Here is a 12,768-nt window from a genome sequence, read left to right as displayed (position 1 = left end):
AAAAACGATTTGTAGCCCCCTACGGGTGAGGCTCAATCAACAACCTTTCCCGAATACCCGGTTAATGTAGGCGATGTTGGTTTCTGCGATGTAGTAGTACGCCACGATGGTGGTGAAGGCGAAGAAGAACAGGGCGACGGCAACGAAGATGTTACCGAAGCCGGGCATGATGTTTTCCATCGCGGTCTGTACGTAGCCCGGACCTGCAGCCACCCCGGCGATACCGGTGAACATCGCGCTGCCATCAGGCGCCTGGACGTTGTACTGACCGGTGATCAGCAGCATGAAGGCGGTGGCGGAGCAGACGAACAGGGTGTCGATATAGACCGAGAAACCCTGCACCAGGCCTTGCTTGACCGGGTGGCTGACCGCAGCAGCAGACGAAGCGTGCGGGCCAGTACCCTGACCGGCTTCGTTGGAGTAAACGCCGCGTTTGACCCCCCACATGATCGCCATACCGATGATGGCGCCGAAACCGGCATCCAGACCGAAGGCGCTGCGCAGAATCAGTGATATCACTTCCGGCAGTTTCTCTATGTTCAGCAGAACGATGACGCAGGCCACCAGGATGTAGCCCAGTGCCATAAACGGCACCACGAACTCGGCGAAGCGGGCAATGCGCTTCACACCACCGAAAATGATCAGGCCCAGCATGATGGCCAGAATGGCGGCGGTGGTGTTCGGGTGGATACCCAGTGCGGTTTCTACGCTGGAGGCGATGGAGTTGGCCTGTACGCCTGGCAGCAACAGGCCGCAGGCGAACACGGTAACGATTGCGAACAGCCAGGCGTACCACTTCAGACCCAGGCCGCGCTCGATGTAGAAGGCCGGGCCGCCGCGGTATTCACCGTTGAGCTTTTCCTTGTACACCTGACCGAGGGTGGACTCGACGAATGCCGAGCTGGCGCCGAGGAAGGCGACCATCCACATCCAGAACACGGCACCCGGACCACCGAAGGTGATCGCAGTGGCCACACCAGCAATGTTGCCGGTACCGACGCGACCGGCGAGGGTCATGGTCAGGGCCTGGAAGGAGGTGATGCCATGCTCATCGGTCTTGCCGGTGAACATCAGGCGAATCATTTCTTTGAAGTGGCGAACCTGGAGGAAGCGGCCGCGCAGGGAGAAGTAGAGACCAACGCCGAGACATAGAAAGATCAGCGCCGGGCTCCAGATCAGACCGTTTAGGGTCGAGACCAGTTCGTTCATGCAATGCTCCTGGGCATGCGGCCGCTTTTTGGGCGGTGCCGAGGCCCGTTGTTTGTTATTGGAAGAGAACCGACGCTAACGGGCGTCGGCCTCGGCCGTGCGCAGTTCGCTGGTGAGCGGCCCGCGCATGCGGCGCGAAGAGCATGACAAAGACTGTCGAACTTGCAATCTCTTGAAATCACATTTTGTTACGCTCAGGCGACATTTTACGCCTGCAGGTCGCCCCAGAGTTGTTGGGCAACGCTCAAGGCCACCACGGGGGCCGTTTCCGTGCGCAGGACGCGTGGGCCCAGACGGGCGGAGTGGAAGCCTGCGGCCTTGGCCTGGTCGACTTCGGCATCGCTCAAACCGCCTTCAGGGCCGATGAGAAAGGCCAGGCTATTCGGTTTGTCGTGGCTTTGCAGGGGGGCTGCAACCGGGTGCAGCACCAGCTTCAGATCGGCTTCGATCTGCTGCAACCAGGTGTCCAGCTCCTGCGGCGGGTTGATCACCGGCAATACCGAGCGGCCACACTGCTCGCAGGCGCTGATCGCCACCTGACGCCAATGGGTCATGCGCTTGTCGGCGCGCTCGTCCTTCAGGCGTACCTCGCAGCGCGCGGAGACGATCGGGGTGATTTCGCTGGCGCCCAGCTCGGTGGCTTTCTGGATCGCCCAGTCCATGCGCTCGCCACGCGACAGGCCCTGGCCCAGATGGATGCGCAGCGGCGATTCGCTCAGCCCGGCGATAGACTCGCGCAGCTCGACACGCACACTTTTCTTGCCCACCTCGATCAGCTCACCGAGGTATTCGTGGCCGCTGCCGTCGAACAGCTGCACGGCATCGCCCACCGCATGGCGCAGCACGCGGCCAATGTAATGGGCCTGCGCTTCGGGCAAGTCGTGTTGACCGAGGGAGAGCGGGGCATCGATAAAGAAGCGGGACAGGCGCATGACGTATCAACCTTGAGCAGAGGCGCGAATTCTAGCTGTAGGGTGCGCTGTGCGCACCGCTCCTGAGTCAGCCCGGATCGCGATGATCGGGGTAACGGTTGTCCACTGCCACGCTGATTGACTCTCGGGTGGCGATATCGATGCCCTCGCTGGCCACCTCGGCGAGGAAATCGATCTCCTCGGGTGTGATGACATAGGGCGGCAGGAAATACACCACGCTACCCAGTGGGCGCAGCAGCGCGCCGCGCTCCAGTGCGTGCTGGTAGACGTGCAGGCCGCGCCGCTCCTGCCAGGGGTAGGCTGCCTTGCTGGCCTTGTCCTGCACCATCTCGATGGCCAGAGCCATGCCGGTCTGGCGCACTTCGGCGACATGCGGGTGATCGGCCAGGTGCGCAGTGGCGCTGGCCATACGCGCCGCCAGGGCCTTGTTGCGTTCGATCACATCGTCGTCACGGAAGATGTCCAGCGTCGCCAGCGCGGCGGCGCAGGCCAGCGGGTTGCCGGTGTAGGTGTGCGAGTGGAGAAAGGCGCGCAGCGTGGCGTAGTCGTCGTAGAAGGCGCTGTACACCTGATCGGTGGTCAGCACCGCAGCCATCGGCAGGTAACCACCGGTCAGTGCCTTGGATAGCACCAGAAAGTCCGGGGTGATGCCGGCCTGTTCGCAGGCGAACATCGTGCCGGTGCGGCCGAAGCCGACAGCAATCTCGTCATGGATCAGGTGCACGCCATAGCGGTCGCAGGCCTCGCGCAAAAGCTTGAGGTAGATCGGGTGGTACATGCGCATGCCGCCGGCCCCCTGGATCAGCGGCTCGACGATCACTGCTGCGACCTCATGATGATGCTCGGCCAGGGTCTGTTGCATATGGGCGAACATGAGGCGCGAGTGTTCCTCCCAGCTCACGCCTTCGGGACGCAGGTAGCAGTCCGGGCTGGGCACCTTGATAGTGTCGAGCAGCAGGGGCTTGTAGGTGTCGGTGAACAGCGACACGTCGCCCACCGACATCGCTGCGACCGTTTCGCCGTGATAGCTGTTGCTCAGGGTGATGAAGCGCTTCTTGCTTGCCTGGCCGCTGTTGAGCCAGTAGTGAAAGCTCATCTTCAGCGCCACTTCGATGCCTGAGGAACCGTTGTCGGCGTAGAACACCTTGGTCAGGCCGGCCGGGGTGATCTGCACCAGGCGCTCGGACAGCTCGATGACCGGTTGGTGGGTAAAACCGGCGAGCATCACGTGCTCGAGACTATCCAACTGATCGCGAATGCGCGCGTTGATGCGCGGGTTGGCGTGGCCGAAGACATTGACCCACCAGGAGCTGACCGCGTCCAGGTAGCGCTTGCCGTCGAAGTCCTCCAGCCATACGCCTGAGGCCTTGCGAATCGCCACCAGTGGCAGGCGCTCGTGATCCTTCATCTGGGTGCAGGGGTGCCACAACACGTCGAGGTCGCGTTGCATCCAGTGGTCGTTCAGGCTCATGCGAAATCTCCCAGGGTTCGGCGGCACAGCCTACCAGAAGCCACCAGTGAGGCGTGCTCGCTGCCGCTGGTCTGGTGCCATGCACCGTCCGTTCTGCTGCCGATGAACTCTGCAACGAGCGCGTTGAACTAAACTGGTCAGCGCAAGGAAGTCGAAATGAAACATCGCATTTCTCGATATTTCATAGCGAAATTTTCCGCTTTAAATCAATATATTTGTCGTTAGTCTTGCTCGGATCTGGATTAGGGAAGCCACCATGCAATGGCGCAATACCTCTGCTCGTTATGGCCTGGTCAGCGTGCTGCTGCACTGGTCGGTCGCGCTGGTCGTCTTTGGCCTGTTTGGCCTCGGCTTCTGGATGGTGGGGCTCAGCTACTACGACCCGTGGCGCCAGAGTGCACCTGACCTGCACAAGAGCATCGGCATCCTGTTGTTCGCCGTCATGCTTCTGCGCGTGCTGTGGCGTTTGCTCAACCCGGCGCCCGCGCCGCTTGCCAGCCATGGCCGGCTCACGCGCCTGGCTTCCAAGCTGGGTCATGGCGTCCTCTATCTTGGCCTTTTCGGTGTGATGATTTCCGGTTACCTGATTTCCACCGCCGATGGCCGTGGCATCGAGGTGTTTGGCCTGTTCAGTGTGCCGGCCACCCTGACCGGTATCACGCAACAGGAAGACATTGCCGGAGCCATTCACGAATACCTGGCCTGGGGCCTGGTGATTTTCGCTGGCCTGCATGGCATGGCTGCACTCAAGCATCATTTCATCGACCGCGACAGCACCCTGCTGCGGATGTTCGGGCGCTGAAGCATTCAAATCGGGCCAAGGCCCATCTAGATCGACAACCTCGCAAGGAGAACACCCCATGTTGAAGAACGCTCTCGCTGCACTGGTTCTGGGCTCGGCCCTGATGGGCGGCCAGGCCATGGCCGCCGACTACGCCATCGACAAGCAAGGCCAGCATGCCTTCGTCAACTTCAAGATCAGCCACCTGGGCTACAGCTGGCTGTACGGCACCTTCAAGGATTTCGACGGTACGTTCAGCTATGACGCTGCCAACCCCGAGGCGAGCAAGGTCAACGTGACCCTGAAGACCGCCAGCGTCGACACCAACCATGCCGAACGTGACAAGCACATCCGCAGCGCCGACTTCCTCAATGCGAGCAAGCACGCTACTGCCACCTTCGAATCCACTTCGGTCAAGTCCACTGGCGAAGGCACTGCCGACGTGACCGGCAACCTGACCCTGAACGGCGTGACCAAGCCGGTGGTGATCGCTGCCAAGTTCATTGGCGAAGGCAAGGATCCGTGGGGTGGCTACCGCGCTGGCTTCGAAGGCAGCACTACCCTGACGCTGAAGGACTTCGACATTTCCATGGATCTCGGCCCGGCTTCGCAAACCGTCGAGCTGATCATTTCCGTAGAAGGCATTCGTCAGTAAAGAAGACGGCCGCTTGCGGCCAGCTGATTCGCCCGTAGGGCGGGAGAGGGCTATTTAGCCGTTTATCCTAACTCTGTCGGCAGCAACAAAAACGCCACCCCATGGGGTGGCGTTTTCGTTAGCGCGGCAGCTTACTCTTCGCGGTTACGCGTCAGCAGCGCCGGCTTCTCGCTGCGTGGACGAGTGCTGTTGCTCAACTCGTCGAGCTGCTCGGCGCTGGGGAAACGATCCAGGCGAGAGCCCTTGTGCACGATGATCGGCTGCTTTTCGCGCGGGTTGCGCACGGCCGCTTCGGCGCGTGGCAGCTCGTCGCGATCCAGCGAGGTGATGCGACCGTCCGCCGGTCGGCCGCGGCCACCGCCACCGCCGTTACGGCCCTGACCACCCTGGCCACGATTCTTAGCGGGGGGGGCGCCAGCGTTGCTGCGGGGCTGCCTGTTGTTGCTGTTGGCTCTCTGGCCTTGGCCCTGAGCAGCGCCATTGCCAGCCGACCCACCGCCTGAACGACGGCCGCGACCTTGCGGCTTGTTCTGCACCGGTACGTAATCGGCACGGTTGCCAAAATTATCGATTTCGTCGTCGAGGAACTCTTCCGGGTCGCGGTCCGGAGGCAAGGGTGGAATGGCCGGGGCGGCGCCACGGCTCTGGTTGCGCGGTTGCTGACCACGGCGATTCTGACCCTGACCCTGACCCTGACCCTGCTGCTGCGGCTTGGCTTTCTGCTCCTTGCCGCTGTCCTTGCCCTTGTCTCGACGACCACCGTTGTTGCGCTCGCGCTGGGGCTTGTCGGCGCCTTCGGCTTTGGCCTTTTTCGGCCCGGCATTGCGCGGCTGACGTGGTTCGCGCACTTCCGGACGTTCCGCTTCCACGGTGCTGGCATCGAATCCCAGCAGATCGCCATCGGGGATCTTTTGCTTGGTCATCCGCTCGATGCTCTTGAGCAGCTTCTCTTCGTCCGGCGCCACCAGCGAGATCGCCTCGCCGCTACGCCCGGCGCGGCCGGTGCGGCCGATGCGGTGCACGTAATCTTCCTCGACGTTGGGCAACTCGAAGTTGACCACGTGCGGCAGTTGGTCGATATCCAGGCCGCGGGCGGCGATATCGGTGGCCACCAGGATGCGCACCTGGTTCGCCTTGAAGTCGGCCAGGGCCTTGGTGCGCGCGTTCTGGCTCTTGTTGCCGTGGATCGCGACGGCCGGCAGGCCGTGCTTATCGAGGTATTCGGCGAGGCGGTTGGCGCCGTGCTTGGTGCGAGTGAACACCAGCACCTGTTCCCAGGCGCCCTGGGTGATCAGGTGGGCGAGCAGGGCGCGCTTGTGGCTGGAGGCCAGGTGGAACACGCGCTGTTCGATGCGCTCGACCGTGGTGTTCGGCGGCGTCACCTCGATGCGCTCGGGGTTGCGCAGCAGCTTGCCGGCCAGGTCGGTGATGTCCTTGGAGAAGGTCGCCGAGAACAGCAGGTTCTGGCGCTGCGCCGGCAGCTTGGCCAGCACCTTCTTCACGTCGTGGATGAAGCCCATGTCGAGCATGCGGTCGGCTTCGTCGAGGACGAGAATTTCCACGTGCGACAGGTCGATGGCCTTCTGGTTGGCCAGGTCGAGCAGGCGCCCGGGGCAGGCCACGAGCACGTCCACGCCCTTGGCCAGGGCCTGGACCTGCGGGTTCATGCCAACGCCGCCGAAGATGCAGGCGCTGACAAATTTCAAATCGCGGGCATAGACCTTGAAGCTGTCATGCACCTGGGCGGCCAGTTCGCGGGTGGGTGTCAGCACCAGCACGCGCGGTTGTTTCGGGCCGTGACGTTGTTCGCGATCCGGATGACCGCCCGGAAACAGGCGTTCGAGGATCGGCAGGGCGAAACCGCCCGTCTTACCTGTACCCGTCTGGGCCGCCACCATGAGATCGCGACCTTGCAACACGGCGGGAATGGCCCGCTGTTGCACCGGAGTGGGCTGGGTGTAGCCGGCGGCTTCGACCGCACGGACTAAAGCCTCGGAGAGACCGAGGGAGGCAAAGGACATGAGCAATCCTGTACTAAGTGAGGGCGTGGCCCTGGGGGTGTAGAGCCTGGCTTGAATCACACGTGGGGGGCGTGATCCCGTCCGGTACTGCTGGCTTCTGGGAGCTAGCATCCGGGCGCAAGCCTGGCGGGAAGCCCCGAGTATAACAGAGCTGAGGCCTTGCGCAGCTACCAGCCTGTCGGTTGGTTCACGGCCTGAGTCGATCGGGGTTGGCGTAGCGCTGCTGCAGCTGGGCATAGGCAGGTTCGCGCTTGAAGCGGCGCAGTTCGTCAGCGAAGTCCCTGGCCAGGCTAGCCAGGGCAGGGTCGTGACGCAGCGCGAGGTATAGACGGTCGTGGCCGACCGCCTTGCGGTTGTAGTCGACCTGCTGTTGCAAGCCCATCTGGGTGGTCAGATAGAGGCCGGCGCGACGGTCATTGATGACCAGATCGACGCGGTGGCGGATCAGCTTGCCCAGATTGGCCTCGTGAGTCGGAGCCTCTTCGCGACTGAACAAGGGTGAGTTGCGGAAGGTTTCGTCGTTGTACCAGTAGCCTGGCGAGATGCCGATCACCAGGTCGCGCAGGTCTTTCAGGCTCTCATAGGGGTAGGGGCGGTTACGTGCGTAGAACAGCACGAGTTCGACGTCACTCAGCGGCTCTTCGACGAAGAGCATGCTCGTTTCGCGCTCGGGCAGATGGAAAATATCCAGAATGCCGTCTGCATTGCCTAGTTCCAGCTCCAGCAGGCAGCGCTTCCACGGCAGGAACTGCAGGTCCAGCTTTACCCCCAGGCGCTGCAGCACCTCGCGGGTGATCTCGTAGTCGAGGCCAGCGGCCTGGCCGTCTTCCTCGTAGACGTAGGGCGCCCAGGCATCCGTGACCAGGCGCAGCGTTTCGCCGCGGGCGGCGAAGGCGCAACAGCACAGTAAAAGAGTGGCGATAATCTGGCGCTGGAATAATGGCATCGCGCCAGATTAGCGATTTTGCGGGTGCCGTGAAAGTGCGTCTTGCGCAGCTTCAGTCGACTACCCGATAGCAGGGCTCATAGGCACTGCCGCCCGGCAGCTTCATGCGGTGCTGCTCGACGAAGGCCTGCAGCAGGCGATCCAGCGGGCGCATGATGGTGGTTTCACCGCGAATCTCGTAGGGGCCGTGCTCCTCGATCAGGCGGATGCCGTTCTCCTTGACGTTGCCCGCGACGATGCCGGAGAACGCACGGCGCAGGTTGGCGGCCAGGTGATGCAACGGCTGCTCGCGGGTGAGGTTGAGGCTGGCCATGGCTTCGTGGGTCGGCTCGAACGGGTGCTGGAAGCTTTCGTCGATCTTCAGCAGCCAGTTGAAGTGGAAGGCGTCGTTGCGCTCGCGGCGGAACTGGCGCACGGCCTTGATGCCGACGGCCATCTCGCGGGCGACTTCGGCCGGGTCGTTGACGATCATGCGGTAGCGCTGCTGTGCGGCCTCACCGAGGGTCGCTCCAATGAAGTCATGCAGCTGCTGCAGATACGGCCCGGCGCTCTTCGGGCCGGTAAGGATGACCGGGAAGGGCAGGTCCTGGTTGTCCGGGTGGGTGAGGATACCCAGCAGGTAGAGGAACTCTTCGGCAGTGCCGGCGCCGCCCGGGAAGATGATGATGCCGTGGCCGACGCGGACGAAGGCTTCCAGGCGCTTCTCGATGTCCGGCAGGATCACCAGCTCGTTGACGATCGGATTCGGCGCTTCGGCGGCAATGATGCCGGGTTCGGTCAGGCCCAGGTAGCGGCCTTTGAGGTTGCGCTGCTTGGCGTGGCTGATGGTGGCACCCTTCATCGGCCCCTTCATCACACCCGGGCCGCAGCCGGTGCAGATGTCCAGGCCGCGTAGACCGAGCTCGTGGCCGACCTTCTTGGTGTACTTGTATTCCTCGGTGCTGATCGAGTGGCCGCCCCAGCACACCACCATCTTCGGCTCCACGCCGCTGCGCAGGGTCTGGGCGTTGCGCAGCAGGTGGAAAACGTAATCGGTGATGCCTTCGGAGCTGTCCAGGTCGATGCGTTTGTTCTCCAGCTCACTCTGCGTGTAGACGATGTCGCGCAGGGCGCTGAACAGCATCTCGCGGGTGCTGGCGATCATCTCGCCATCGACGAAGGCGTCGGCCGGCGCGTTGATCAGCTCCAGGCGGATGCCGCGATCCTGCTGGTGAATCTTCACTTCGAAGTCCGGGTAGGCCTCGAGGATGGTCTTGGCGTTGTCGCTGTGCGAGCCGGTGTTGAGGATCGCCAGTGCGCACTGGCGAAACAGGCGATAAACGCTACCGGAGCCGGTTTCGCGCAGTTGCTGAACTTCGCGCTGCGAGAGGGTTTCCAGGCTGCCCTTGGGGCTGACTGAGGCGTTGATCTTGGTGCGTTTGAGCATGAGGGGCGATCCTTCGGCGGCAAGGCGGGAGGGAGGGCGAAGCGAGCAGGCTGCCCAGGGTGGGCAGCCTGTGAGTAAGCGGCCTGCTAACGCGGCAGCTTGAGATTGTTCCAGATGGCCAGGCTGGGGCCAGCCAGGTTCATGCTGTAGAAGTGCAGACCGGGCGCGCCGCCTTGCAGCAGGCGTTCGCACATCTCGGTGATGACCTGTTCGCCGAAGACGCGAATGCTGTCGGCGTCGTCGCCGTAGGCTTCCAGTTGCTTGCGTACCCAGCGTGGGATTTCCGCACCGCAGGCGTCGGAGAAGCGCGCCAGCTTGCTGTAGTTGGTGATCGGCATGATGCCCGGCACCACCGGAATGTCCACGCCCAGTTTCTGCACGCGCTCGACGAAGTAGAAGTAGCTGTCGGCGTTGAAGAAGTATTGGGTGATGGCGCTGTCTGCGCCGGCCTTGGCCTTGCGCACGAAGTTGGCGATGTCGTCCTCGAAGTTGCGCGCTTGCGGATGCATCTCCGGGTAGGCGGCGATTTCGATATGGAAGTGGTCACCGGTTTCAGTGCGAATGAACTCGACCAGTTCATTGGCGTAGCGCAGCTCGCCGCTGGCCATGCCCATGCCGGATGGCAGGTCACCACGCAGGGCAACGATGCGCTTGATGCCGGCATTCTTGTACAGGTTCAGCAGCTCGCGCAGTTCGGCCTTGCTGTCACCGACGCAGGACAGGTGCGGGGCGGTGGGCACCTTGATCTCGCCATCGAGCTGCAGCACGGTGTTGAGGGTGCGGTCGCGGGTCGAACCGCCGGCGCCGTAAGTGCAGGAGAAGAAATCGGGGTTGTAGGTCGCCAGCTGGCGCGCCACGTCCATCAGTTTTTCATGCCCGGCTTCGGTCTTGGTGGGGAAGAACTCGAAGCTGTAGCGGCGTTCTTGGCTCATAGGGTTTCTAGCCTTGGAGACGTAGGGTGGATGGCGTTTTTCCATCCACCTTGCGGGAAGTCGGCGGTGGATAAGCCAGGGGCTTACCCACCCTACGCATTAGTAGCGGTAAGCGTCCGGCTTGAACGGGCCTTCCACGGTCACGCCGATGTACTCGGCCTGCTGCTTGGTTAGCTGGGTGACCACGCCGCCGAAGCCCTTGACCATTTCCAGCGCCACTTCTTCGTCGAGCTTCTTCGGCAGTACTTCGACGGTCAGGCGCTCGGCCTTCTTCTCGGCGGAGAGATCGGCGAACTTCTGCTCGAACAGGAAGATCTGGGCCAGCACCTGGTTGGCGAACGAGCCGTCCATGATCCGGCTCGGGTGACCAGTGGCGTTGCCCAGGTTCACCAGACGGCCTTCGGCCAGCAGGATCAGGTAGTCGTCGTTGGTCGGATCGAAGGTACCGGCACCGGTGCGGTGGATCTTGTGCACCTGCGGCTTGACCTCTTCCCACGCCCAGTTCTTGCGCATGAAGGCGGTGTCGATCTCGTTGTCGAAGTGACCGATGTTGCACACCACGGCGCGCTTCTTCAGGGCCTTGAGCATGCCGGCGTCGCACACATTGACGTTGCCGGTGGTGGTGACGATCAGGTCGATCTTGCCCAGCAGAGCAGCGTCGACGCTGGCCTCGGTGCCGTCGTTGATGCCGTTCTTGTACGGCGAAACCAGCTCGAAGCCGTCCATGCAGGCCTGCATCGCGCAGATCGGATCGATCTCGGAAACCTTGACGATCATGCCTTCCTGACGCAGCGACTGCGCCGAACCCTTGCCCACGTCACCGTAGCCGATGACCAGCGCCTGCTTGCCCGACAGCAGGTGGTCGGTGCCGCGCTTGATCGCGTCGTTCAAGCTGTGGCGGCAGCCGTATTTGTTGTCATTCTTGCTCTTGGTCACCGCGTCGTTGACGTTGATCGCTGGGACTTTCAGGGTGCCGGCCTTGAGCATGTCGAGCAGACGGTGCACACCGGTGGTGGTCTCTTCGGTGACGCCGTGGATGCGCTCGAGCATCTGCGGGTATTTCTTGTGCAGGATCTCGGTCAGGTCACCGCCGTCGTCGAGCACCATGTTGGCGTCCCACGGCTTGCCGTCCTTGAGGATGGTCTGCTCGATGCACCACTCGTACTCTTCTTCGGTTTCACCTTTCCAGGCGAACACCGGAATGCCGGCAGCGGCGATGGCGGCAGCGGCCTGATCCTGGGTGGAGAAGATGTTGCAGGAGGACCAGCGTACTTCGGCGCCCAGGGCGGTGAGCGTCTCGATCAGAACGCCGGTCTGGATGGTCATGTGGATGCAGCCGAGGATCTTCGCGCCTTTCAGCGGTTGGCTGGCGGCGTACTTGCGGCGCAGGCCCATCAGTGCCGGCATCTCGGACTCGGCGATGATCAGCTCTTTGCGGCCCCAATCGGCCAGGGAAATGTCGGCGACTTTGAAATCGTTAAAAGCAGCGCTCATGAAAGCTCTCCATTCGTTGTCTGCGAATGGGCGCCGTTGATGCGTATGGTTAACGCCCCATCCGAGCCTGACAGGTTGCCCTGCTGCAGCGCCCCTCGGACAGGTGGCGGGAGCGACCGGAGCTGTGCCGGTCGTTTGAAACTGGCGGATTATAGCTGCGTGCGGCGTGCAGCCCAAGGCTTTCCGTCGCCCCGTCGGTATCGCCAGTGGTAGCCTTGGCAGGTCTAGTCGCAACGGATCGGCCATGGCCAACCACAAAATCGAAATTCGCCGTCGCAACGTCAAGAAGATTCTCCTGGCCGCTGAAAAGGTCTTCGCCGAGAAAGGCTACGGCGGCACTGCCATGGCCGATATCGCCGAGCAGGCCGAATTGCCGCGTTCGAACCTGCACTATTACTTCAGCACCAAGGACGAGCTGTATCGCGCCGTGCTGCTCGATCTGCTCGAAGTGTGGAAGCAGGATGCCCAGTGCTTCGAGGTATTCGATGACCCGCGCGTGGTATTGAGCAGCTACATTCGCGCCAAGATGAACCACTCGCGCAGTCGGCCGTATGGCTCAAAGGTTTGGGCCAACGAGATTATCCATGGCGCGCCGGTGCTCGGTGTCACCCTCGACGAGGGCCTGTACGACTGGGCGAAGATGAAGGAGGCGAAGATCCGTCAGTGGGTCGAGGGCAAGCGCATCCTGGCTGTCGAGCCGTCGGCGCTGCTCTACATGATCTGGGCCTCGACCCAGCATTACGCCGACTTCAGCCATCAGGTGGCGGTGCTCAACGAGCACCAGGCGCTCTCCGAGCCGCAATTCGAGCGCGCGGTGCAGACGGTGACCAGTGTGATCTTGCGTGGGATCGGGCTGGAGCCGTAATCGCAGTCGCTGCCTGTCGCGGCTAAAGCCCCTCCC

Annotated in this window: 11 protein-coding genes and 1 riboswitch; of the genes, 3 read left to right on the top strand and 8 right to left on the bottom strand. The window is 62.5% G+C overall.

Features of this window, described 5'->3' with window-relative positions:
• Positions 1 to 36 precede the first annotated feature (36 nt).
• The 3 genes from PSOLE_RS00450 to PSOLE_RS00440 all read right to left on the bottom strand — a co-directional run bounded on the left by PSOLE_RS00450 (position 37) and on the right by PSOLE_RS00440 (position 3,612).
• On the bottom strand, positions 37 to 1,209 hold the full coding sequence (locus PSOLE_RS00450; RefSeq protein WP_244597240.1) for an alanine/glycine:cation symporter family protein: 1,173 nt from the start codon (positions 1,207 to 1,209) through the stop codon (positions 37 to 39).
• 206 nt (positions 1,210 to 1,415) lie between these two features.
• Positions 1,416 to 2,141: a 16S rRNA (uracil(1498)-N(3))-methyltransferase gene (locus PSOLE_RS00445; RefSeq protein WP_074855194.1), complete on the bottom strand. Its 726-nt coding sequence runs from the start codon at positions 2,139 to 2,141 to the stop codon at positions 1,416 to 1,418.
• A 67-nt stretch (positions 2,142 to 2,208) separates the two neighbouring features.
• Positions 2,209 to 3,612, bottom strand: coding sequence for an adenosylmethionine--8-amino-7-oxononanoate transaminase (locus tag PSOLE_RS00440; RefSeq protein ID WP_074855195.1), 1,404 nt, complete (start codon positions 3,610 to 3,612; stop codon positions 2,209 to 2,211).
• A gap of 256 nt (positions 3,613 to 3,868) precedes the next feature.
• Between PSOLE_RS00440 and PSOLE_RS00435 the strand changes: the two genes are divergently transcribed.
• Positions 3,869 to 4,414 carry a cytochrome b gene (locus PSOLE_RS00435; protein ID WP_003458810.1) on the top strand — a complete coding sequence of 182 codons (546 nt, stop codon included), beginning with the start codon at positions 3,869 to 3,871 and terminating at the stop codon, positions 4,412 to 4,414.
• 58 nt (positions 4,415 to 4,472) lie between these two features.
• Positions 4,473 to 5,048: a YceI family protein gene (locus PSOLE_RS00430; RefSeq protein ID WP_074855196.1), complete on the top strand. Its 576-nt coding sequence runs from the start codon at positions 4,473 to 4,475 to the stop codon at positions 5,046 to 5,048.
• 131 nt (positions 5,049 to 5,179) lie between these two features.
• On the opposite strand, the gene PSOLE_RS00425 is transcribed toward PSOLE_RS00430, so the two are convergent.
• The 5 genes from PSOLE_RS00425 to ahcY form a co-directional block, all read right to left on the bottom strand.
• Positions 5,180 to 7,069 (bottom strand): DEAD/DEAH box helicase, encoded by a 1,890-nt coding sequence (locus tag PSOLE_RS00425; RefSeq protein WP_074855197.1) that lies wholly within the window; start codon positions 7,067 to 7,069, stop codon positions 5,180 to 5,182.
• A 187-nt stretch (positions 7,070 to 7,256) separates the two neighbouring features.
• Entirely contained in the window at positions 7,257 to 8,015 is a 759-nt protein-coding gene (locus PSOLE_RS00420; RefSeq protein ID WP_074855198.1) for a substrate-binding periplasmic protein, read from the bottom strand.
• Between the two features lie 52 nt (positions 8,016 to 8,067).
• Positions 8,068 to 9,441 carry a nucleotide 5'-monophosphate nucleosidase PpnN gene (gene ppnN, locus PSOLE_RS00415; protein WP_017678447.1) on the bottom strand — a complete coding sequence of 458 codons (1,374 nt, stop codon included), beginning with the start codon at positions 9,439 to 9,441 and terminating at the stop codon, positions 8,068 to 8,070.
• 86 nt (positions 9,442 to 9,527) lie between these two features.
• Positions 9,528 to 10,373, bottom strand: coding sequence for a methylenetetrahydrofolate reductase [NAD(P)H] (metF, locus tag PSOLE_RS00410; RefSeq protein WP_017678448.1), 846 nt, complete (start codon positions 10,371 to 10,373; stop codon positions 9,528 to 9,530).
• A 99-nt stretch (positions 10,374 to 10,472) separates the two neighbouring features.
• Positions 10,473 to 11,867 carry an adenosylhomocysteinase gene (gene ahcY / locus PSOLE_RS00405; protein ID WP_074855199.1) on the bottom strand — a complete coding sequence of 465 codons (1,395 nt, stop codon included), beginning with the start codon at positions 11,865 to 11,867 and terminating at the stop codon, positions 10,473 to 10,475.
• A 21-nt stretch (positions 11,868 to 11,888) separates the two neighbouring features.
• A riboswitch (S-adenosyl-L-homocysteine riboswitch) is annotated at positions 11,889 to 11,970 on the bottom strand.
• Positions 11,971 to 12,111: 141 nt separating this feature from the next.
• Here ahcY and PSOLE_RS00400 point away from each other — a divergent pair.
• A complete protein-coding gene (locus tag PSOLE_RS00400; protein WP_003458822.1) occupies positions 12,112 to 12,732 on the top strand; it encodes a TetR/AcrR family transcriptional regulator in 621 nt (206 codons plus the stop codon).
• The last annotated feature ends 36 nt before the right edge of the window (positions 12,733 to 12,768 follow it).

It is taken from the genome of Pseudomonas oleovorans subsp. oleovorans (assembly GCF_002197815.1).
Lineage (GTDB): Bacteria > Pseudomonadota > Gammaproteobacteria > Pseudomonadales > Pseudomonadaceae > Aquipseudomonas > Aquipseudomonas oleovorans.
This window is presented reverse-complemented; position numbering and strand designations above follow the sequence as displayed.